The organism is Sorangium sp. So ce726 (assembly GCF_051521405.1).
In the GTDB taxonomy this organism is placed as follows: Bacteria; Myxococcota_A; Polyangia; order Polyangiales; family Polyangiaceae; genus Sorangium.
The window spans coordinates 6,890,275-6,912,270 of record NZ_CP150349.1 but is presented as its reverse complement, the minus strand read 5'-3'; the positions used below and the strand labels follow the sequence as shown (position 1 = coordinate 6,912,270).

Below are 21,996 nucleotides of genomic sequence, written 5' to 3'. Positions count from 1 at the left end.
CGCGACCTCAGGATCGATTGCCCTTCGCCTTCGTCGCTGCTTTCGTCGCTTTCGTCGTCTTTATCGCTGCCTTCGCCTTCGTCTTCGTCGCTGCCTTCGTCGCCTTCGGCTTCGTCTTCGTCGTCTTTGTCGCGGCCTTCACCTTCGCCTTCGTCTTCGTCGCTGCCTTCGCCTTCGCAGGCGGGGGCTCTTCGCGAGCCTTGAGCCGCCGCGCGCGCGACATGCTCTCTTGCTCGACCTCCTCGATGACGTGGCTCGGCATCTTCACGTCGCCCTCGCGCACGATCATCCGGCCCTTCGCAACCTCGACCCGCACCCCCGAGTCTTGATCGAACACATGATGCAAGAGCACCTCGCCCTTGGCGTCGAGCTCCGCGGCGACGCCGAGCACCGCCGTGACCGTGTCCGCGTCGTCGCGATGCATGAAGCCGCGGAACGTCACGACGGAGCCGTCAGCGATGGCATCGAAGAAGTACGCCGCGCGCTCCCCCGCCGGAGCGCTCGGGTCGAGCAGGGCCTCGCGTGAGGTCCACTCGAGCGCTTGGCCGACCTTGAGCTCCAGGTGGGGATGGGAGCGTTGTGCCAGGCCCGTGGGCCATCTGCTGTCGGAAAGCGGAGGGAGCCGTGGACGACGTAGAACCAGACCATCGGGCTGCGAGCCTACCCGGCTCGGAGCTCCGCGTCTCGATAATCCGAGGACGATCAACCTCGACGTCGTGTCGAGTTGGCCCGACGTCGAGGGAGCCGCGTCGACGCAGCCCTCGGCTTCCGGGCGCCGAAGAGGTCAGCTCTCGATGGTGTAGCAGTCGAACCGATAGGCGCCCGGCGCGGCCGCCTCGACCTCACGCGCGACCTTCATTCCGAGCTCTTTCCAGGTCTCGTCCTGGTCCGCCATGACCTCTTCGGGCATGCCGTAGTAGTTGTAGGACGAATAAAGGAGCACGCAGAGAGCGCCGGCCTCGGTCTCCCCGTAGTCATGGCGGCGAGGCTCGATCGCCTCGTCGTGCTCGTCCGTCACGCCGAGCGTTCGCGTTGCCTGACGCACCAGCTCGACGATGGCCTGTTGCTCCCGCTCGTCGAAATCCTTGCCGTCGGTGCGTCGAACGAACAAGGCGGGACCAAAAGCGGACATGCCCAAACGGTAGTCGAGCCGCCTGATGCTCGTCAAGCATCGCGCTCCGACCTCGCGTCGCCGATGACGCGGTGGGGCGGGACCAAGGCGCGTCGATCTTGTCGGACGAACACGCGGTGCCCTGTGGGTCACGGGCAATGTTGTCGGGATGGCGTGCCAAGATCTGGCCGGCACACGCCTGCACGGAGACTTCGATTGGTCCGTATATCGAGAGAACGGAATGGGTCTGCATAGCGCTCACTGCACTCCCGCCTGCTCGCGTCGAGGTGCTCGACAAGCTGCTGGCGGACTCTTCCAGTCGCCGCCCTTCAGGTAGCGCTCGCTGAAGGCGCGAAGTAGCAACTCCGCTTGGTTGCGCCACGAAGCGTGCTCCGGCGTGAACGGCGCTCCGCAGCCCGATCCCGAGCAGCGATGACCCGCCCTGCAGCACGAGCAGGTGCCCGAGCATCGAGCTGCCGGACGCCTGCTCCTCACCGCCACCGCCTTGCCGCGCCGCACATCCCCGGGCAGGCTTCCGCCATGGGCCAGCCCGCCGCCAAGCAGCGCCGCGCGACGTACGCCGACCTCGAAGCGGTCCCGCCGAACAAGGTGGCGGAGCTCATCGCGGGCACCTTGCATGGGTTCCCCAGGCCAGCGCCGCCTCATGCACGCGCATCGTCTCGCCTCGGCATTGAGCTAGGCGGTCCGTTCGATGCAGGGAAGGGGGGGCCTGGCGGCCCGGCCAGCGCTCTGCGTGCCGGTACAGCTCCACGTCCATCCGGACGCCGAGGCTGCGGCCGCCGCATCTTCCGCACGGACGGCCTCACGCCTAGCTACCGCGAGCACGTGCCGGCGTGCGCCGCGTGCCGCGACGCGCTCCGGAGCGCGGCGGATCGGGGCGTCGTGCCCGACCTGTTCCGGCCGCTCCTCGGGTAGGGAAGAGATGCCGGCGTGACGGTGCCTGACAGGACCTGGCCAGCTTCGCTCCGTGCCGCAGTGTTCGCACCGTCGCGCGCTACCCGCATCTCGGGCTCGTTCAAGACCTCGTTCGCGCTGTTCTCGGGAGCGCCTTCTGGTTACAACCGGGCAGCAATTCGGCCGGTCGAGACAACTTGTGGTGTATCAAATAGCGCCCGTGCCAATTTGCTTAAGTAACAATTGAGGTTGATCTACGAACATTGTGCGCTAAGCGGCGCCTGTGTCCGCCCTCCTCGATCTCAAAATCAACCGCATCACCAATCGAAAGATCGTCGATTTGAAGCGGAGAATTGAGGTCCGTTTCGCGAAAGAATGCTCGTTCTCCGAATCGAGGTTTCACGAAACCCCAGCGATTCCCGGTATCGATCTCTTCGACCACGCCGGATTCCATGGGCAACTGCACATTTTTCGATTCCACGTAGTCGATCGCCCGAGCTGTCACGTCGACGGGGTGCTCGCCCATGCTTGCGTTTGAGCTGCTCGGTGGGAGCTCCCCGCGAGACGCTCGCATGAAGGCCTCACAAAAAGAAGACGCACTGGCGGGCCGCTCTACCGGTTCCCACGCGATTGCCTGCCGCAATACGTTTTTTACCGCGCTGTTGCATCGCAAGCCATCCAGCACCCGCTCCGGTGCGCGCATCACGATCGGTGGCAGCTCCGCCCCGTGCAAACAGAACATGGCTGTCATGCCGAGACCATAGATGTCGGCCCTTGCGTCCGCGTCTTGCGGCCGATGCATGCATTCCGGCGCAGAGTAGATGAACGTCCCGAGCGCGCCCGTCCGCGTTCCACCCGTCGTATACCCCGCGGCGACGAGATCGAAGTCAGTCAGCTTCGGTTCGCCATTCTCATCCAGCAAGATATTTGCGGGTTTGACGTCGCGGTGGACCAGGCCCTTCGCATGGGCGAACGCGAGCGCTTCCCCTACCCTCAGAATGACCGACGCCACGCGGTCCGGTGTTAACAGATTCTTCAGGATCGCCCGTTGAAGGTCATCGCCCGCCACGAACTCCATCACGAAATAGTGCCAGCCTCCATCCTCGCCGCGCTGCTCGAAGACGCGAACCACAGCGGGATGCTCGAGTTCCGCCATGATCCGTGCCCCACGAAAGAAGCGCTCTCGCCTGTGCGGATCACCGGCAAGGTTCGAGTGCATGACTTTGAGCCCCACCGTCTGGTTCCGCTCGCGGTCGAATGCCTTCCACACGAAGGCGAAACCGCCGCGACCGACAGGCTCGAGCAGGAGGTAGCGCCCATCGCCGAGTGAGTCACCAGCCCGGAGCTGGCCGCCATCGCGAATCTGCCGCTTCAGATTCAGGATCTCTCGGTTGAGGTGGGCTGCGCTGGCGCCGATAGCTCCAAGTCTCGCCTTGCGGGCGAGCGCGTCTTCAAGCTGCTCGCTCAGTAGACGCGTCGCATCATCGGGGTACTTCGGGCTTGGTCCCCGCTCCGGGCCGGGGCCTCGACCATTCCTGTTTCCGCTCCCGATAGCCCATGCATCGCCAAAAGGCTCGGTGGTGTCGAGCCGGGGCGGGGAAACCGCGGTGGATGAAGTCGCTCGTCCAAGCTTGTTAGTAGCCTCCCGAATCGCCTGGACCACGTGCGCCCAAGCCTCGTCGCGGTTCGGCCAACTCGCGATAGGCTTTCCGCCGCGCGGGAGCACCTCTATCTTCCGGAAAGGTGCCCCCGTCCAGTCGCAGGCCCGCAGTATGATCGGTATGACGAGCGCTTGGCCGGTATGGTGGCGCTCTATCGCTCGAGCCACCTCGACGTCATAGCAATCATCGGAGGCGAGATAGTCGCGGCTCACGAGGAGGAGGAGCACCTGAGCCGCTTTGAGCTGGATGGCGACCGCGGCGGCTCGATCCTCGCCGGCATTGATGCGCCCGCGGTGCCACGTTCGAATCATACCGTTCCGCTGCATGAGGGCGAGACTGTTCTCGAGCTCGATGAGCAGGGCCTCATCTTCCGGGGCGTAGGAGATGAAGATTGCGACCGGTCCGTTCGCCGCTGTCTCCGTCACGGTCCGTGGGGTGGATCGTGCCCGCGGCATGGCGACCTTCCAGGGCGGCATCTCTCCGACGACAAGACGCTCGTAGTTCTCGTGTAGCCACCAGCAGAAGGTCGATCGGCGAACGTGCTCGGTGAGATCCTTCTCTTCACCGAGCACGGCCCGTAGCCGCGCGCGCACCTTCACCTGCCCCGAAACGCCCCGCTCGCTCGCGGCGCCGAGGAGCAGCGACGCGACATGGCGGTTGGCATCGGAGCCGAGCACGCAGGTGAGCTCTCTGGGTAGAAGCGCACCGAAGAGCCGGTGGAGCTTGGCGCTGGGTCTGCGCTTGAGGTCGCGTGCGACGGCCATCGCGAGGATACGCTCGAACTCAGCCTGGATTGCCGCCGCGCGCGCGGCGGTATCGGCCGGCCACGTGTGCATGCGTAGCCCGACGATGACTTGCACGACCTCGGGGGCAGTGAGAAGCGATCGGACGTCGACTGCGTCGCCTCGGCCCGCGGGCGTGATCGCCCGCGCGTTCCATAGCCTCTTTTGGGCACTCTCCACGCTCAGCTCGGCGGCGGGCGTCACGTGCACCCAGGCCATGAAGTCGAGGTAGCGCTTCTGCCACTCGGCCCAGCCGGGAGGGTCGAAGCTATTCCAGACGGTGATGAGTTGTTCGTCCGTCAGCATGTTGATCCTACAGCCTGGTGCTTCACGAGCCCGCCCGCGTCCCCCGCCGGGCATTCCGATGGCAATCGGCACCTCTGCCAGGGCGTAGCCGGCGTCGTGTGCGACGCTCGGCGATGATACCTGGCCGTCCGAGCGCGGATGGCGCCCTGAATACGTGCCCGTTGGCCGGATGCAGCTGACGACGCGCCTGGGTTCCTGGACGGCCCCGCCCGGTTCCTGGACAGGCGTACCTGGGTTCCTGGGTGGCGCGCCCGAGTTCCTTGACGGCCCCGCCCGCGTCCTGACGAGGCGGACGCGGCGCGAGATCCGCGATCAGGGCGTTGTGCCCTGGCGTTCCAGAAGGCGCGCTGTCATCGCCTGCGCGGCGTCGGCGACGCGGGCGGCAGCGCGCGCCGCGTCGCTGACCACCTCGTCCACACGGCGCGCGCCGTCGCTCCCGGCCCGCCCCCAGAGCAACGCCGCGGGCAGCGCGATCCCGAGCGCCACCGCCACCGCCACCGCGGCCGCCGCGACGCGCAGGGGCCGCCTCCGCGCCGCTGCCGGCGGCGCCACCGGCACCCCTGCCGCGGCCTCGAAGGCGGAGATCATCGCCTGGACGCTGGGGAACCGCTCCGACGGGCTGATGGCGAAGGCGCGCGCGAACCACGCCTCCAGGGCGGGCGGCGCGCCCGGGCACAACGTGGCCAGCGGGGGGCGCCCGCTGACCAGGATGGCCGCGAGCACCGCGGCCAGGTTGCGGCCCGGGAACGGCTGCCGCCCGGTCAGCGCCTCGTGCGCGACGACCGCGAGCGACCACATGTCGAGCTGCGGGCCGCCCAGGCCATCACACGTGTGCTCCGGGCTCAGGTACGCCGGCGTGCCCAGCACCACGCCGTCCGCGGTGCGGCGGCGGAAATCGGCCGGCCGATCCTGGCCGACCCACTTGGCGATCCCGAAGTCGGTGATCTTGGCGCAGAGGTGGCCGTCGCTCCCCTCGACAAGAAGGATGTTCGACGGCTTGATGTCCCGGTGCACGACGCCGAGGCCGTGCGCCACCGACAGCGCCTCGCCCAGCTGCCGCAGCAGCGACGCGAGCTCGATGGCGGGGATCGTCCCTCGCTCCTCCAGCAGCTGACGCAGCGACCTGCCGCGCACGTGCTCCATCACGATGTACGGGCCCGCCGCCAGGTCCTCGCCGGCGTCGAGCACGGCGACGACGCCGCGGGTCTTCTGTCCGAGCTGCGCGGCGACCCGCGCCTCCAGGCGGAACCGCTCGATCGCATCGACGTTCCGCCCGCCCCGCGCCACCGTGAGGAACTTCAGCGCGACATCGGCCCGCCGGACGCCGTCGTGCGCGCGCCAGACCTCGCCCATCGCGCCGCGCCCGAGCAGCTGTTCGACCTGGTAACGCCCGTCGATGAGGCGGCCTCGCAGCCGTACGGAGCGGCGCGAAGAGGCAGGGCGGGAGTCTGCCGGTCGATCAGCGAGCGCGACAGCAGCGCGCGCGCTGTCTCTCCTCTGGGAGTCAGGTTGTGAATCGAACGAGGAAGGATGGAACACGATCGAGCACCTCCGTGCCGCCTCTGTGTCCCAGCCACGTCGGTGTCCCTCTCGGGCGACGCGCTGGGGCCAGGGACCGGGGCATGCCCAGAGCGTATCGCGAACCTGGCACCCTGGGAATCCCGGACAGCACACCTCCAGCAGAGTGCCAATCGGGGATATGTACTCACAAGGTCGTACGGCCGCGCTGGATGTCGGGCCGGGAGCGCAGCGCGGCGCAGAGCCGGCGCGTCGCCTCGCGCAGCTCGCCTTCGTCGAGCGACGCGAACCCGAGCCGCGCGGCGCGCGGTTCGCCCCCGCGGAAGCTGAAGCGCGCGCCGGGGTAGAACCCCACCCCGTGCCGGGGGGCGGCGCGCGCCGCGACCTCGGTGTCCACGCCCTCGGGGAACGAGACCCAGAGGCTCATCCCGCCGGCCGGGACGGTGAGCTCCGCGGCGCCGCCCAGCTCGGCCCAGAGCGCCTCCGCGAGCGCATTCCGCCGCGCCTCGTATATGCGCCGCATCTTGCGCGCGTGGCGCGAGAGGAGCCCGTCCTCGATCAGCGCGGCCACGGCCCGCTCGAGCGCTGGGCTGCCGTGTCGGTCGGCGCGCATGCGCTGCGCGGCGAGCGCCTCGACGAGCGGCCGCGGCCCGGCCACCCACCCGAGGCGCAGCCCGGGCGCGAGGATCTTCGACAGCGTGCCGACATAGATCACCGCGCCCATGTCCGCGGCCGCGAGCGGCAGGACCGGGCGGCCGTCGTAATGGAACTCGAAGTCGTAGTCGTCCTCGAGGACGGCGATCCGTCGCGCGCGCGCGACGTCGAGCAGCTGGAGCCGCCGCGCCGTGGACAGCGTGACCGTGGTCGGGAACTGGTGGTGCGGCGTCAGGTACAGGAGCCGCACCGCCCGCCGCGCGGCGAGCGCCTCCAGCGCGTCGACGCGCAGTCCGTCGCTGTCGACGCCGATGGGCAGGAGCTCGGCGCCGGTCGACGCCAGCGCGTCCCAGGCCGGCGGATAGCCGGGGTCCTCGACTGCGACGGCGTCGCCCGGCCCGAGGAGCCGGCGCGCGACCAGATCGATCGCGCCCTGGCTGCCCGCCGTGACGAGGAGCTGGTCCTCGTCGCACGCGAGCCCGCGCGTCTCCCGCAGCAGCGCCGCGAGCGCGCGCCGGAGGTGCACGTCGCCCCGCGGATCGCTGTACCCGAGCGCGGCGCGGCCGCCCGCGCGCGCCGCCGCCCGGTACGCCCGGGCCAGCTCATCGGCGGGCGCCAGGCGAAGGTCGGGCAGCCCCGCCCCGAAGTGGAGCACGCCCCGGCGCGCCGGATCCGGCGCGAAGGGGCGCCACGCCGGGCGGGCAGGGATGTCGTAGCCGAGCTCGCCCCGGGGCGCTGCCACCCCGCGCGGGCGCGGCGGCAGCGCCGCGGAGACGCGCGTGCTGCGCTCGGCGGAGCTGAGCCAGCCCTCGGCCTCGAGCTCGTCGTAGGCGACCAGCACGGTGTTGCGGTGCACCCCGAGCGTCTGCGCCAGCGTGCGCGACCCGGGCAGCACCGCGCCGGGCCGGAGCCTCCCGCGGGTGATGTCCGCGGCGATCCCCCGGGCGATCTGCCGGAACAGCGGCTCCGCCGAGCCCGGGTCGAGCGAGACGGGGAAGGTCCACGGGCGCATGGTCCAGCCATCATGCCAGAAATGGACCTCCTCGCTGGACCACCCCGGATCCAGCTTCCGGGGCGAAAGAGGAGCCATGACGATCTCGCATTCCGCCCCGCGCCCCGCTGATCCTGCCGCCGTTCTCGCCGCCCGCGGGCTGCGCCTCGCCCCGCCGTGGGCTTCGCCCCGCTTCGCCTGGGCGAGCGCGCTGCTGCTCCGGCTGGGCCTCGCCGCCGCGTTCCTGTCGGCGGTCGCCGACCGCTTCGGCCTGTGGGGGCCACCCGGCACCGGCAACGTGGCCTGGGGCGAGTGGGGCCGCTTCGTGGCGTACACCGGCGCGATCAACCCGTGGGCGCCGGCCTGGATGGTCCCGGCGCTGGCCTGGTCGGCGACCGCGCTGGAGACGGCGCTCGGCGTCGGCCTGATTGCGGGCGTGTGGACGCGTGCGGTCGCGTTCGCGAGCGGGATGCTGCTGCTCGCGTTCGCGCTGGCGATGACCTTCTCGGGACGCGGCGTCGAGGCGGTGCTCTCGTACTCGGTCTACACGGCCGCGGGCGGGGCGCTGCTGCTCGCGGCCGCGCCCGCCGTGCCCTACCGCGCGCTCGCTCGCGGGGGCCAGCGCGCCAGAACCCCTTGAACCGGGCCCTCGCACCGACGACGTTACGCCGCCCGTCATGCCCGGCGACACCCAGGCCGTTCCCGCCATAGCCTCTGCGGCGCCCTTCGAGACCCGCGCGGCCCTCCTCGCCTGGCTCGCGCAGCACGGCGTCGCGCACCTGGCCCGGCTGAGCCTCGAGGCGGTGGCGCCGCGCGTCGACCCCACGCTCTGGCCCGAGCTGCAGCTCCTCGGCGCGCGGCGGCGCCTCATCGACCTCGCGAGCGCCGAGTCGCTCGCGAGCGCGCTCGCGTGGCTCGCGCCGTCGCGCCTCCGCGACGTCCTGCCGCCGCTCGTGGCTCGCTTTCTGGAAGACGAGCGCGACGACGCCGCGCTCGCGCGCGCCGCGGCGCCGTCGCTGCTGCGGGCGCCCGAGGAGCCGCGGGCCCTGTCGGCGCACGAGCGGCTCTGCGAGCTGCGCGCGCGTGTGCCGGACGCGGCGGCCCCGCGCCCCGAGCGGGCGCTCCGGGGCGCGGCGCTGCGGTTCGACGCCGCGCTCCCCGGCTTTCGCCTCGACGACCCGCGGCCCTTCGAGGCGCACCGCGCGGGCGCCGGCTTCGTCAGGCCGGAGGCGCGGCTGACCCTCGCGCCCGGGGCCCTCCGCGCCGAGTGCGACTGCGGCGCGGGCGGCTGCGTCCACGTGCTCGCGGCCATCGACGCCGCGCTGCTCTGGCTCCGCCAGCCCTCGAGCGAGGCCTTCTTCCAGGCGCTCGACGAGCTCGGCCGCCCCGCCTGGGAGCGCGCCTTGCTAGCGCTCGACAGGGCCCTCGACGAGGGCCCCGGGGCGCGCGGCGGCGTCGAGCTCGCCTTCCGGCTCGACGTCGTCGAGGCGGCCGGCGCCGTGGTCGCGCCCTGGATCCACCGGCTGGGCAAGAAGGGGCAGCGCGGCGCCGGGGCGCGGCTCGGCAAGAAACGCCTGCTCCTGGAGCACGGCGGAAAGCTCTCCACCGAGGACGCCCGCATCGCGTCCCTCCTGCCCGAGGGCAACGCCTTCGCCTCGCGGGCGCTGCTCGAGGCGCTCATCGGCCACCCGCGCCTCTTCCTCGACGAGGCGCCCGACGTCGCCGTGCGGATCGAGCGCGCGCCGGTGGGCGTCGTGGCCGAGGAGCGCCACGGCGCCGTGCGGGTGAGCGCCGGCGTCGAGGGCACGGCGCTGCCGCCCGCGCTGCTCGATCGGGCGCGCCGGGCCCGGCCCGAGGAGGTGCTGTTCCTCTGGGACTGGGACAAGGGCGCGCGGCGGCTCACGCTGCTCGACGTCAAGGCCGAGATCCGGGCGCTGCTCGACGTGCTTGCGCGCGAGGGCGACGTCTTCCCGCCGGAGAGCCACGGCGCGCTGCTCGCCGCGCTCTCGCGGTGGGCGCTGCGTGTGCCCGTGGCCATGCCGCGCAGCGTGATGGGCGAGTCGGTCCCGCCGGAGCTGCTCCCGGTGCTTCGGCTCACGGCCCAGCCCCGCGGCGCGGTGGAGGTCGAGCTGCGCGTGCGGCCGCTCGCGGACGCCCCGCCCCTGGTGCCGGGCGCGGGCGCGCGTGACGTTCACGTGCGGCGCGGCGATCGGACCCTTCACGCAGTGCGCGACCTGCGCCGGGAACAGGACTTCGCCGCCGCGCTCGCCGCCGAGCTCCCGCTCGCCGGGGCCGAGCCATTCGAGGACCGCCCGTTCCACTACCGCTTCGCCAGCGCGCAGGGAGCGCTCGATCTGCTCGCGGTCTGCGCGCGGCGCGAGCCGCCCCCGGAGCTCGAGTGGGTCAGCGAGCCCCTGCGCGTCGTGGGCGACGGCGGCCCCCGCGCGCTCAAGGTCGTCCTCGAGAAGCGGCGCGAGTGGTTCGGCGCCCTCGGCGGCCTGAGCGTCGCGGGAGAGCGCGTGGAGCTGGCCCGGCTGCTCGATTCGGCGCGCCGCCACGAGCGCTACGTGCAGGTCGAGGGCACCACCTATGTGGAGCTGGGCGAAGCCCTGCGCGCGCATCTGGAGCGCCTGGCCGACCACGTCCACGACTTCCGGCACGGCCTCTCGGTGGGTCCCTCGGCCGCCATGGTGCTGTGGGAGCTCGAACGAGCGGGCGCCGCGCTCGAGGCGGACGGCGCCTTCCGGCGGCTCGTCGAGCGGGCCGTGGCGGCCGGCGAGCTCTGCCCCGCCGCGCCGGCGGCGCTCGTGGGTGAGCTCCGCCCTTACCAGCTCGACGGGTATCGTTGGCTCGTGCGGCTCGCGGCCTGGGGCGCGGGGGGCGTGCTGGCCGACGACATGGGCCTCGGCAAGACGGTGCAGGCGCTCGCTGTCCTGATCGAGCGCAGCGAGAGCGGGCCGGCGCTCGTCGTCGCGCCCACCTCGGTGGCCTTCAACTGGCAGGACGAGGCGCGGCGCTTCGCGCCCTCCCTCCGCCTCACGCTCTACGCGGACGAGGCCGATCGCGACGACGCGCTCGCGCGGCTCGGCCCGGGCGACGTCCTGGTGCTCAGCTACGGCCTGCTCGTGCGCGACGCCGCGCGCCTCGCGGCGCGGCGCTTCGCCACCGTCGTCTTCGACGAGGCGCAGAGCCTGAAGAACGCGACCACCCAGCGCTTCCGCGCCGCGAGGGCGCTCCAGGCGGACTTCAGGTTCGCGCTCTCGGGAACGCCGATCGAGAACCACCTCGGCGAGCTCTGGAGCCTCTTCGCGCTTGTCTTCCCCGGCCTCCTGGGCGGCTGGGACGCGTTCCGGGACCGCTACGCCATGCCGATCGAGCGGCAGATCGACCCTGCCGCGGGGCCCGCGCTCGCGCGCGTGCTCGCCCCGTTCCTCCTCCGGCGGACCAAGGCGCAGGTGGAGGCCGAGCTGCCGGCGCGCACCGAGGTGCGCGTGCCGGTCGTGCTCTCGGGCGCCGAGTGGCAGCTGTACGAAGACGCGCGCCTCGCGGCGCTGTCCGACCTCGAGACGCCCCGGGCGGTCCGGCGCGAGCAGGAGCGGCGCGTCGAGGTGCTGGCGGCGCTCACGCGCCTCAGGCTGCTCGCCTCGCACCCGCGCCTCTACGACGCGCGCTCGACGCTCGACTCGTCCAAGCTCGCGCGCTTCCTCGGGCTCGTCGACGAGCTGTGCGCGGAGGGGCAGCGCGCGCTCGTGTTCAGCCAGTTCACGTCGCACCTCGCGCTGGTGCGCGAGGCGCTCGAGGCGCGCGGCGTCGCGTACGTCTACCTCGACGGCGAGACGCCCCGGAAGGCCCGGGCCGAGCGGGTGCGCGAGTTCCAGGAGGGGTCGGCGCCGCTCTTTCTGATCTCGCTCAAGGCGGGGGGCTTCGGCATCAACCTCACGGCGGCCACCAACGTGATCCACCTCGACCCCTGGTGGAACCCCGCGGTCGAGGATCAGGCCTCGGACAGGGCGCACCGCCTGGGCCAGCGGCGGCCGGTCACCATCTATCGCCTGGTGGCGCTCGGGACGATCGAGGAGAAGATGCTGTCGCTGCACGCGGAGAAGCGCTCGCTCGTGGCGCAGGTGCTCGGCGGCAAGGACACCGCCGGCAAGCTCTCGACGCAGGAGCTCGTCGGCCTGCTCTCGGCGCAGCTCCGGGGGCCGGACGGCGGCGAGGGCGGGGACGGTGAGCTCTCCGACTCAAGCCCTCCGAGTCGGTGATGGGTGAGGGGGGTTGAACCGCCAAGCCGACAAGGATGGGGCGATTCCCCCCATCGGCCACCAACGTGAACGTTTACGTGGTCGTGGTCGTTTACGTGGTCGTGGTCGTGGTCGTGGTCGTTCACGGCCTACCGTTGACGACCACGACCACGACCACGTAAACGTAAACGTAAACGTAAACGTTGGGATGTAGGAGAATGCGGCGCGAGGCTTGGTTAACGCCTATGGGGATTCCCCCACTACCCCGAGTCGCGCTCTTCCTTACCGGAGCGAGATCTGGTGCGCGAACTGCGACTCCTCGAAGGAGTAGGCCCAGAGCGACGTGTCGCGCTCATCGTAGAGCCAGGCGTGGACGCGCGGCCCGCCTCCCTGCGCCAGGAGCGGGTAGGTGAGCAGGTGATCGAGCTGGGTCAGCACGTTCTCCTGGGCCGTCACCTCGCGGAGGGCGTCACGGTGGAGGCCGCCGTAGTTGTGGCGCACGAGCTCGATCGTCGCGCGCGCCGCGGGCACCTGGGACAGGAGCCCGAATGTCTGTCGGTCGCGTTCCCCGTCGAGGAGCACCTCGAGCGCCGCGCACCGGACGTGGCCGCAGATCACGACGTCGTGTGTCTCCCGCATCGAGAGCGACAGCAGGAGCGAAGCATTCTCGCTCTCGGCGTTGTTCTTCCAGGGCGCCACGAGGTGCGCCGGCGATCGGACCTGCGCGCAGGGCACCCCGTCGGCGGCGAGCCCCATCCGTCCGAGGGGGAGCGCGGCGTCGAAGCATGAGATCAGCAGCGTATGGCGGGGATCCAGCGCGGCGGTCGCGCGCCGCCGCCGCGTCGAGGCCGGGGCCTCGGGTGACGTGCTGTTCCAGAGCTGCATCGGTTCTCCTCGCGGACCAGGAGCGGTCCCCGCATGAGTCGGAACGAGCGCGCGCGAGGTTCCCGAGCCCTGCGCGTTATCGGGCAAGGGGAAGCGGCGCCGGGCGAACAGGACGAGGGAAACCGGGCGCGCGGCCATGGCGCGAGGCGGCCGAGCGGCGGCGCTCAGAGACCTTCCGCCCTGCGCGGCTGCCTCCGCGCAGAGGGGCCGCCTCGCGCGGGCGCTTCGCCGCCCTCACACCTCTCCGACCTCGCTCGCAAACGCCTGCGCAGGGTCGGCCTGCCTCGCCGGGTTGCCCGGAGGCGCCTTCTGAACGAGGGGCCGCTTCCATCGCCCCGAGGCGTAGTACGCCGTGCCGGCGACCATCGACACGATGAAGCTCGCCGCGATGGCGTACCAGACGCCCTTCACGCTGTGCATCTCGCGCGAGAGCCAGTACGCGAGCGGGGCGCGGACGACCCAGAGGCTGAGCAGCGTTGTCGCGGTCGTGATCATGGTCGCGCCGGCGCCGTTGATGATGCCGTTGCTCACGAAGGTGAGGCCGAAGAACACGTAGCACGCGCCGACCGTGTGCAGGTACGACACGCCGAGCTCGATGACGGCCGGATCGGTGATGAACACCCTGAGGAGCGCCTCGGGGAACGCGACCGCCATCGCCGAGATGAGGAGCGTCATGCCGCCGCTGAACACGCACCCCCACGCGAAGATCTCGCGCACGCGGCCGTGGTGCCCCGCCCCCAGGTTCTGCCCGGCGAGCGTCGATATCGCCATCCCCATGTTGATCGCCGGCAGGAAGGCGATCTGGTCGATGCGCGAGGCCGCGCCGAACGCGGCGGTCGCGACCTCCCCGAACCCGTTCACGATCCCCGTCACAACGACCATGCCCAGCGCCACCACCGACTGCTGGACAGCCGCCGGCACGCCGATACGCAGCGTCTTTCGGATCGTCGGCCCGAGCTGGCCGAAGCGCGGCCAGCTCGGCGCGATCAGCGACCCGCGCGACCTGCGGGCGTGGAGGTACAGGTTGAGCGCCACGAGCGCGACGGCCTGAGAGAAGAGCGTGGCCCAGGCCGTCCCGTTCAGGCCGAGCTCCGGCAGCCCCAGCCGCCCGAAGATGAGGAGCGGGTCGAGGACGGTCGTCAGCACGACGGAGCCGAGCAGGAAGTAGAGCGGCGTCTTCGAGTCGCCGGTGCCTTGCAGCATGCTTCGGAGCGCGAACATGCCGAAGCTGAACGGCAGCGAGAGCAGGTAGATGCGGAGATAACTCACCGACGGCGCGAAGACGTCGGCCGGCGTGTCCATCGCGCGGAGGATCTGGGGCGTGAAGAGCTCTCCGAGGGCGGTCAGCAGGAGGCCCAGGCCGTAGATCAGCACGGTGGAGCCGTCGACCACGCGCCGCAGCTCATCGAACCGCCTGGCGCCGAAGCTCTGCGAGACGAGGATGTTCGTTGCCAGCGTCATCCCCATCCCGACGCCGAAGATGGTGAAGACGATCGGGAAGCTCACGGTGACGGCCGCCAGGGCCGCCGTGCCCAGGTACTGACCGACCCAGATGGCGTTGATGAAGCTGTAGGTCGTCTGAAGGAAGCCCCCGATCAGCATCGGGAGGGAGAACGTCACGATATGTCGCGGGATGCTGCCCGTCGTCAGATCGGTTCCAAACTTCGATGGCATCAGGTTCCTCGCTTGGGCGCGGCTGGAGAGCGGCCTCGTGGAGGGTCGTTCAATCGCGGCGTAACGTAGTGAACGCGCGGCGACAGTCCACCCGTCCACCCCGCTGGCGCGCAGCTTGCAATCGGCTGACGCCGCTGAGCGCTCCAGCCCTGTCCACGAGCGCCAGCGAGGAGAAACGACATGCCGAAAGCGAAGTCCGCGAACGCTTCCCGGAACCCGGGAGCACGGCCCGCGTCGTCGGAGCCTTCCGGGGCGTCCCTGCCGCTGGCGCTCACCGCGGCCGAGCAGGATCTCCTGGGTCGCGCCCTCCGGTTCCTCGTCAACATCCAGGCCGCGCCGTTCATCGCGCGGGCGCGTCGCGAGGGCTACGCGGCGAACGAGCACCGCGAGGGGTGGCGGCTGTTCAAGCTCGCCTCCGGCGAGCAGCGCCCGCTCGAGCACCTCTTCGCGGAGGCCGCGGTGGAGGCCGTGAGCGGCGGAGGCGTCGAGGGCGCCGAGCGGATGCAGCTGCTCCGGGAGGTCGACGTCTTCGAGAACACGTGGTTCCCGCGCACGCGCGCGATCATCCGCCGCGTCGTGGCGCGCGAGCGGCGCGACGGCTTCGAGGCCGCGTTCTTCAAGCACCTGGAGCCGCAGCCGCTCGGGTCGACCGTGATCATGGCGGTCGGGACGTACCTTCGACGCCTCGAGGGGCTCGCCAGGAACAGCGATGGCGACGCGAAGAAGGTCCACAAGACGCTGGCGGCGCGCGGGCTGACGGAGGCGAAGGTGCAGCAGGTGCGCGATCTGCTCGCGAAGCTCGAGGCCGGCGCCGGGGCGCGGGCGCAGCCGCCCCGGGTGCCGGCGGCCGAGCTGGCGAGGGCCTGGCGGGAGCAACGGGAGGGGCTCGAGGGGCTGCGGGACTGGTTCAACGACTGGGCGACGACGCTGCGGCAGGTCTTCCCGGTGAAGGCGCAGATCCAGCTCGGCCTCACGGCCGTGAAGCGCACGGCGGCCGCCGGAGAGGTGATCGAGGAGGACGTGTCGCTCGACGAGGACGAGGGCGCCGAGGGGGAGGTCACCGGCGCGGAGCCGCTGCTCGGCTGACGCTTTTCGGCCGCCGCGGTGCCGGACCGGCGCCCGCGGCGCCCACGCTGCCAGCGCAGATCCCGTGCGCAGGCGCACAGACCACACAGGTGGCGGGGATGGGAGCTCGTGCGGCGCCAGGCCGCAGAGGCGGTTACGCAACCGCTTGCTCTCTTCCGCAATGGATTGCGGCATCCAGCAAAAGGTCGCGCTCCGAGGGTCCCGGCGGAACGTCCCGCACGGCACGAGCACGGCTGCGTGCAGGCGGCCGCGCTGCGGGAGAGGCTCGCCCCGTCGACTGGGCTTGTCGTCGGAGCCACGACTCGGTTCTTCGTCGGAGCCACGATTCGGGCTCGTCGCCTGAGCCACAGCCCGGTTCCTCGCCTGAGTCTGAGCCATGACTGGGCTCGTCACGTGAGCCATGACTGGCTCGTTGCCTGAGCCACAGCCCGGCTGCTCGCGTGTACCACGACTCGGTGCCTGGGAAATGCCGCAATGCCGAGCGGCCTGAAATGGCGGAAGAAAAGGAGGAGAACGGCGGGAGCGCTGGTGTGAGCTGGTGTGAAGGAGAGGGGCTGACGCATCCGAGGCGCCGACACCGGACGATGTGGGGGGGTATGCTATAGAACCTTCCAGCAGGCAGCGACGGTTGGCTGCTTGAGCATCGGTCCGGGTACGCCGTCGGGTTCTCTCGCCAGAGCGGCGCGACGAGCTCGACATTCGGGAGCGTTGCGTGTCGATAGGGGGTGGGGACGTTTCGTCCGGAGCCGCCGCGCGGGCGTGGCAGCGATCGGAGGGGCCAGGATGAGCCGTGAGACCCTCGCGCCAGGGACGGTGTTCCAGGGTCGCTATGAGATCCTGTCCTGCTGCCGAGCGAGCGGCCGAACTGTCGTTTACAGGGGCCGGCGCATCGGGGGCGGTCGGCCTATCGTCCTCCAGATTCTCCATCTGCCTCGCGATGGAGACGGCGGGCACCCTGCGCGGCGCTCCATCTCGCGGTTCCTGCGGGAGATGCGCTCTGGCACACGGCTCCAGCACTCTCCGATCATCCGGCCCGTCGACTGGGGGCAGGCCGGCGAGGGGCGGCTCTATACCGTCTTCGAGCTCATGCCGGGGCACACCCTGCGGGAGGTGATGCCCTCGCAGGACGACCTGCAGCAGCACGCGTTCGGCGCGACCCTGCCGCAGGCGACGCTCGAGCTCAAGGAGGCGCCCCGCCGCGACGCCGAGGCCCAGGAGCAGAGACAGCCGGACCGGCCGGGATCGAGCGGAATGGGTGACAAACCGGACGAGACCACGCTCGCGCTCGCCGGACTGGCACCCACAGAGGCGTCGGCCGGCGTGACGCCCGAGGAGCGAGCGCGCGAGGCCGCAGCGCCGTCGGTGCACGTCGCGCACGACGCGCACGGCGCAACCACGGTGGGGGGAGCGACGCCGACGGGGCGCGGTCCGGGCTCCGCGCTGCCGGACGTCGGCGGCACGATCAAGCATTACGAGATCATCCGCAAGCTGGGCCGGGGCGGCATGGGGATCGTGTACCTGGCCCGCGACACGAAGCTCGGGCGCCTCGTGGCGATCAAGCTGCTGCTCGAGTTCAGCGGACAGGGGAACGAGCGCTTCCTGGACGAGGCGCGGGCCACGGCGCGCTGCCGTCACGAGAACATCGTGGTGATCCACGAGGTGGACGAGATCCGCGGCCACCCGTACCTGGTGCTCGAGTACATCAAGGGCCGCACGCTGAGCGAATGGCTGACCCAGCGCGAGCACCCGAGCGCGCCAGGGCCGCTCGCCGCGATAGGGCCGTCCGGCCCGATGTCGCCCGGCCAGGTGGTCGAGCTGATGATCCCGGTGGTCCGCGCGCTGGTCTGCGCGCACGAGCTCGGGATCGTGCACCGCGATCTGAAGCCGGAGAACATCCTCATCGACGACGCCGGGAGCATCAAGGTGCTCGACTTCGGGATCGCGAAGCAGCTCGATGTCAGGGTGATGTCGACGCTCACGGGCGCGCAAGCGACGCTCGCGCGAGGCCACGGCGATGGCCACCGGAGCGGGCTCATCGGCACGCCGGCCTACATGTCGCCCGAGCAATTGCTGGGCGGGGACGTCGATCCTCGCAGCGACCTCTGGGCCGTGGGCATCCTCCTGTACACGCTGCTGGTGGGGGCGCATCCGCTCGACCCGTTCTCGGTCGCGCGGCTCGCGGACATCGTGAAGCTCGATCTCCCCATGCCGCGCGTGAGCGCGCGGCGCCCGGACGTGGGCGTGCTCGGCGATCTGGTCGATCGCTGCTTGAAGAAGCGCAAGCACGAGCGCATCGGCTCGGCCAAGGAGCTGCTCGCGGAGCTGGAGGCGCTGCTGCCCGGTCGAAAGGCGCTCGAGCTGGGCGACGACGAGAGCCCGTTCGCGGGGCTGTCCGCGTTCCAGGAGTCGGACGCCGCGCGCTTCTTCGGCCGTGATCGCCAGATCGCCGCCACGACGACGCGGCTGCGCTACCAGCCGCTCCTCACGGTCGTCGGCCCGTCGGGGGCGGGCAAATCGTCGTTCGTGCGCGCGGGGGTGATCCCTGCGTTGAAGCGCGGCAGCGAGCGGTGGGAGACGTTCATCGTGCGGCCAGGGCGCCGGCCGCTGTCCGCGCTCGTCGATGTGCTCGTGCAGGTGGCCGAGTCCGAGGTGGCCAGCACGGGGTCCGGGTCGGCCGAGCTCGCCGACCACGACGCGATCGTCGCCACGCTGCGCGCGCAGCCTGGGCACCTGGGCGCTCGGCTGCGCGCGCGCTGCCGCCGCGAGGGGACAAGGCACCATGTCCTGCTCTTCGTCGATCAGTTCGAGGAGCTGTACACGCTCGGCGCCAGCCGCGAGGAGCGGGCCGCGTTCGTGGCCTGTCTGGAAGGCGTGGCCGACGATGCGTCATCACCCCTCCGCGTGCTGCTCGCCGTCCGCTCGGACTTCCTCGATCACATGGCCGATGATCACGATTTCGTGATCGACGTGACGCGCGGTCTGTCGCTGCTGCCGCCGATGGGGCGCGACGGCCTGCGCGACGCGCTGACGAGGCCGCTGGAGGCGGCCGGTCATCGCTTCGAGACGGCCGAGATGATCGAGGACATGCTGGGCACGCTGGAGAGCACGCGGAGCCCGCTGCCGCTCTTGCAGTTCACGGCCGCGAAGCTGTGGGAGGCGCGGGATCGCGAGCACCGGCTGCTGACGCGAGACAGCTACGACAGGCTGGGCGGCGTGGCCGGCGCCCTGTCCGCGCACGCGGACGCGGTGCTCTCGGCGCTGCCGGTGCGCGAGCAGCGGCTGGCCCGGGCGGTGCTCGTGCGCCTTGTCACGCCCGAGCGCACGCGCGCGGTGGTCAGCCTGGAGGAGCTCCACGGGCTGGCGCAGCACGGCGAGGGGCCTGCGGGCGAGGCGATCGAGCAGGTGGTCCAGCACCTGGCCGGCGCGCGGCTGCTGCTGATCGAGACCGGGGGCGAGCGCGAGGGCACGACGGTGGAGCTTGTGCACGAGTCGCTGATCGAGCGGTGGCCCAAGCTTCGGCAGTGGCTCGCCGAGGGCGAGCAAGACGCGCAGTTCCTGGCGCGGCTGCGCGCCTCGGCGCAGCAGTGGGAGGCGAGCGGCAGGGCCGAGGGGCTGCTCTGGCGCGACCGCGCGGCCCAGGACGCGAGGGCGTGGTACGAGCGCCGGCGCGCCGCGCAGGGCGCCGAGGGGCGAGCGGGGCTGGGCAAGCGCGAGGAGCGCTATCTCCTGGCCGTCGTCGAGCTCGCCGAGCGCGCGCGGCGCTTGCGGCGGCAGTTCGCCATGGGCGTGATCGCGACGCTCAGCGCGTTTGCGATAATGGTGTCGTACCTGGCGATCCGCGCGCAGGCGGACGCGCTCCTGGCGCGCAACGCCACCCGCATGGCGGCGGCGCGCGAGCTGCAGTCCGATCCCACGACGGTGCTGGCGCTCTTGCGGGAGGTCGAGCCGCCCGAGGTGCCGCGCGGGTGGGCCACCCTCGCGCGCTGGGCGCTGCACAGCTGGGTCGCGCGCGTGGTGCTCACCCATCCGGATTTCGTGATCCGCGCGGCGTTCAGCCCCGACGGCAAGCACATCGCGACGATCTGCGCGGACAGGGTCGTGCGGGTGTGGAACGCGGACGGCACGGGCGAGCCGCTGGTCTTTCGTGGCCACGACGCGCCGATCAACTCGGTGGCGTTCAGCCCCGACGGCGAGCGCATCGTGACGGCGTCCGACGACAGGACAGCGCGGGTGTGGCGCACGGCGGGTGTGGGCGAGCCGCTCGTCCTCCGCGGTCACGAGGAGGGGGTCTATTCGGCGGCGTTCAGCCCCGATGGCGGGCGCATCGTGACGGCGTCGTTCGACCGGACCGCGCGGGTGTGGAAGGCGGATGGCACGGGCGAGCTCGTGGTCCTTCGGGGGCACGCGGAGCCGGTCTATTTCGCGGCGTTCAGCCCCGATGGCGGGCGCATCGTGACGGCGTCGTTCGACCGGACCGCGCGGGTGTGGAAGGCGGATGGCACGGGCGAGCCGGTGGTCCTGCCCGGTCACGAGGATGCCGTCTACTCTGCGGCCTTCAGCCCGGATGGCAAGCGCGTCGTCACGGCGTCATGGGACAAGACGGCGCGGGTGTGGAACGCCGATGGTGCGGGCGAGCCCCGGATCCTGCGCGGTCACGAGGATGTCGTCTACTCTGCGGCGTTCAGCCCGGATGGCGAGCGGATCGTCACGGCGTCGTGGGACAAGACGGCGCGGGTGTGGAACACCGATGGTGCGGGCGAGCCCCGGATCCTGCGCGGCCACCAGGATCGGGTCTATTCGGCGGCGTTCAGCGCCGACGGCAGGCGCATCGTCACCGCGTCCTATGACAAGACGGCGCGGGTGTGGAACGCCGAGAGCACGGGTGAGCCCCTCAGCCTCCGTGGTCACGAGGATTCCGTCTCCTCGGCGGCGTTCAGCCCGGATGGCAAGCGCATCGTCACGGCGTCGTGGGACAAGACAGCGCGGGTGTGGAATGCCGAGGTCGCGGGAGCGCCCGTGACCCTCCGTGGCCACGAGGATGCGGTGTTCTCGGCGGCATTCAGCCCTGACGGCAAGCGCATCGTCACCGCATCCGACGACAAGACGGCGCGGGTGTGGAACGCCGACGGCTCGGGGGAGCTGCTGGTGCTCCGCGGTCACGACAACAGGGTTCGCTCGGCGGCGTTCAGCCCTGACGGCAAGCGCATCGTCACGGCGTCCTTTGACAAGACGGCGCGTGTGTGGAACGCCGACGGGTCTGGAGAGTCCGTGACGCTCCGTGGTCACGCGGACAGGGTGCGTTCGGCGGTCTTCAGCCCCGACGGCGGGCGCATCGTCACCGCCTCGTATGACAACACGGCACGTGTATGGAACGCCGATGGCACGGGCGAGCCCGTGGTCCTGCGAGGGCACGATCGTTGGGTCTTCTCCGCGGCGTTCAGCCCTGACGGCAAGCGCATCGTCACCGCGTCGTGGGACAAGACGGTGCGGGTGTGGAACGCCGACGGCACAGGCAAGCCCGTGATCCTGCGTGGTCACGAGCACCTGGTCAATGCTGCGGTGTTCAGCCCTGACGGCAAGTACATTGTCACCGCGTCCGACGACAGGACGACGCGGATATGGAATGCCGACGGCACGGGCGAGCCCCTGGTGCTGCGCGGGTCCGATGCGCCCGTCAACGCGGTGGCGTACAGCCCCGATGGCAAGCGCATCGTCACCGGTTCCGACGACAAGGTCGCGCGGGTGTGGACCGACCTCGAGCCGCTCCGCGGCGTCGATGACCCGAAGCTGTGGATGGCGACGACCTACTGCATGCCCGTCGAGCGGAGGATCGAGCTCCTTCGTGTGCCCGAGTCGGCCGCCCGGGCGAGCCAGGAGGCCTGTCTGCGGCAGGTCGCGGCGGTCCGCGCGGCCGCACCGGAAGGTCAGGCGGATTCGGGGGGCCGGCTGAGCGGCACGGCCGGCCGATGACGAGCCTTATCGATGCGGGGTGAGGATGTTTCGCCTGAAGCTGGCGAGCGTGGCGGCGGCGAGCGGAGGGGCCAGGATGAACCGGCGGATCCTCGCGCCAGGGATGGTGTTCCAGGGCCGCTACGAGATCTTGTCATGCTTCCGGGCGAGCAGCCGAGCGGCGGTCTACAAAGGGCGGCTGATCGAGAGCGGTCAGCCGATC

12 protein-coding genes and 1 pseudogene are annotated in these 21,996 nt (G+C 71.2%); 6 read left to right on the top strand and 7 right to left on the bottom strand.

The genetic code is table 11. The features are described from left to right. Nucleotides 1-7: 7 nt before the first annotated feature. Both WME79_RS25680 and WME79_RS25675 read right to left on the bottom strand, forming a co-directional pair. Nucleotides 8-424 (bottom strand): hypothetical protein, encoded by a 417-nt coding sequence (locus WME79_RS25680; RefSeq protein WP_437519954.1) that lies wholly within the window; start codon nt 422-424, stop codon nt 8-10. A 360-nt stretch (nt 425-784) separates the two neighbouring features. Next, nucleotides 785-1,132, bottom strand: coding sequence for a hypothetical protein (locus WME79_RS25675; protein WP_437519952.1), 348 nt, complete (start codon nt 1,130-1,132; stop codon nt 785-787). Nucleotides 1,133-1,651: 519 nt separating this feature from the next. Between WME79_RS25675 and WME79_RS25670 the strand changes: the two are divergent. Further along, nucleotides 1,652-1,849: pseudogene (locus tag WME79_RS25670) on the top strand (Uma2 family endonuclease); the annotation flags it as partial. A gap of 409 nt (nt 1,850-2,258) precedes the next feature. Here the strand turns inward: WME79_RS25670 and WME79_RS25665 are convergent. The 3 genes from WME79_RS25665 to WME79_RS25655 all read right to left on the bottom strand — a co-directional run bounded on the left by WME79_RS25665 (nt 2,259) and on the right by WME79_RS25655 (nt 8,037). Further along, on the bottom strand, nt 2,259-4,775 hold the full coding sequence (locus tag WME79_RS25665) for a protein kinase domain-containing protein (RefSeq protein WP_437519950.1): 2,517 nt from the start codon (nt 4,773-4,775) through the stop codon (nt 2,259-2,261). 312 nt (nt 4,776-5,087) lie between these two features. Continuing rightward, on the bottom strand, nt 5,088-6,128 hold the full coding sequence (locus tag WME79_RS25660) for a serine/threonine-protein kinase (protein ID WP_437519948.1): 1,041 nt from the start codon (nt 6,126-6,128) through the stop codon (nt 5,088-5,090). Nucleotides 6,129-6,480: 352 nt separating this feature from the next. Further along, a complete protein-coding gene (locus WME79_RS25655; RefSeq protein WP_437519946.1) occupies nt 6,481-8,037 on the bottom strand; it encodes a PLP-dependent aminotransferase family protein in 1,557 nt (518 codons plus the stop codon). On the opposite strand from WME79_RS25655, the gene WME79_RS25650 reads away from it, so the two are divergent. The 3 genes from WME79_RS25650 to WME79_RS25640 are packed head-to-tail and all read left to right on the top strand — an operon-like array spanning nt 8,036 to nt 12,361. Next, nucleotides 8,036-8,578, top strand: coding sequence for a DoxX family protein (locus tag WME79_RS25650; protein ID WP_437519944.1), 543 nt, complete (start codon nt 8,036-8,038; stop codon nt 8,576-8,578). The two genes, WME79_RS25655 and WME79_RS25650, sit on opposite strands and share 2 nt — an antisense overlap. 37 nt (nt 8,579-8,615) lie before the next feature. Then, complete coding sequence (locus WME79_RS25645; protein WP_437519942.1) at nt 8,616-12,200, top strand: SNF2-related protein; 3,585 nt, start codon at nt 8,616-8,618, stop codon at nt 12,198-12,200. Nucleotides 12,201-12,235: 35 nt separating this feature from the next. Beyond that, complete coding sequence (locus WME79_RS25640; protein ID WP_437519941.1) at nt 12,236-12,361, top strand: hypothetical protein; 126 nt, start codon at nt 12,236-12,238, stop codon at nt 12,359-12,361. Nucleotides 12,362-12,461: 100 nt separating this feature from the next. On the opposite strand, the gene WME79_RS25635 is transcribed toward WME79_RS25640, so the two are convergent. Continuing rightward, nucleotides 12,462-13,064 (bottom strand): carbonic anhydrase, encoded by a 603-nt coding sequence (locus tag WME79_RS25635; RefSeq protein ID WP_437519939.1) that lies wholly within the window; start codon nt 13,062-13,064, stop codon nt 12,462-12,464. Nucleotides 13,065-13,298: 234 nt separating this feature from the next. Continuing rightward, the gene (locus WME79_RS25630; protein ID WP_437519937.1) at nt 13,299-14,738 is read right to left on the bottom strand and encodes an MATE family efflux transporter; all 1,440 of its coding nucleotides are present in this window, start codon (nt 14,736-14,738) and stop codon (nt 13,299-13,301) included. A gap of 180 nt (nt 14,739-14,918) precedes the next feature. On the opposite strand from WME79_RS25630, the gene WME79_RS25625 reads away from it, so the two are divergent. Further along, nucleotides 14,919-15,824 (top strand): hypothetical protein, encoded by a 906-nt coding sequence (locus WME79_RS25625; RefSeq protein ID WP_437519935.1) that lies wholly within the window; start codon nt 14,919-14,921, stop codon nt 15,822-15,824. Between the two features lie 783 nt (nt 15,825-16,607). Further along, nucleotides 16,608-21,794 carry an nSTAND1 domain-containing NTPase gene (locus tag WME79_RS25620; protein ID WP_437519933.1) on the top strand — a complete coding sequence of 1,729 codons (5,187 nt, stop codon included), beginning with the start codon at nt 16,608-16,610 and terminating at the stop codon, nt 21,792-21,794. Nucleotides 21,795-21,996: the final 202 nt, after the last annotated feature.

Coding starts and splice junctions, on each gene's coding strand:
- WME79_RS25680 (WP_437519954.1), bottom strand. CDS start 424: ATGCATCGCGACGACGCGGACACGGTCACGGCGGTGCTCGGCGTCGCC.
- WME79_RS25675 (WP_437519952.1), bottom strand. CDS start 1,132: ATGTCCGCTTTTGGTCCCGCCTTGTTCGTTCGACGCACCGACGGCAAG.
- WME79_RS25665 (WP_437519950.1), bottom strand. CDS start 4,775: ATGCTGACGGACGAACAACTCATCACCGTCTGGAATAGCTTCGACCCT.
- WME79_RS25660 (WP_437519948.1), bottom strand. CDS start 6,128: ATGGGCGAGGTCTGGCGCGCGCACGACGGCGTCCGGCGGGCCGATGTC.
- WME79_RS25650 (WP_437519944.1), top strand. CDS start 8,036: ATGACGATCTCGCATTCCGCCCCGCGCCCCGCTGATCCTGCCGCCGTT.
- WME79_RS25655 (WP_437519946.1), bottom strand. CDS start 8,037: ATGGCTCCTCTTTCGCCCCGGAAGCTGGATCCGGGGTGGTCCAGCGAG.
- WME79_RS25645 (WP_437519942.1), top strand. CDS start 8,616: ATGCCCGGCGACACCCAGGCCGTTCCCGCCATAGCCTCTGCGGCGCCC.
- WME79_RS25640 (WP_437519941.1), top strand. CDS start 12,236: ATGGGGCGATTCCCCCCATCGGCCACCAACGTGAACGTTTACGTGGTC.
- WME79_RS25635 (WP_437519939.1), bottom strand. CDS start 13,064: ATGCAGCTCTGGAACAGCACGTCACCCGAGGCCCCGGCCTCGACGCGG.
- WME79_RS25630 (WP_437519937.1), bottom strand. CDS start 14,738: ATGCCATCGAAGTTTGGAACCGATCTGACGACGGGCAGCATCCCGCGA.
- WME79_RS25625 (WP_437519935.1), top strand. CDS start 14,919: ATGCCGAAAGCGAAGTCCGCGAACGCTTCCCGGAACCCGGGAGCACGG.
- WME79_RS25620 (WP_437519933.1), top strand. CDS start 16,608: ATGAGCCGTGAGACCCTCGCGCCAGGGACGGTGTTCCAGGGTCGCTAT.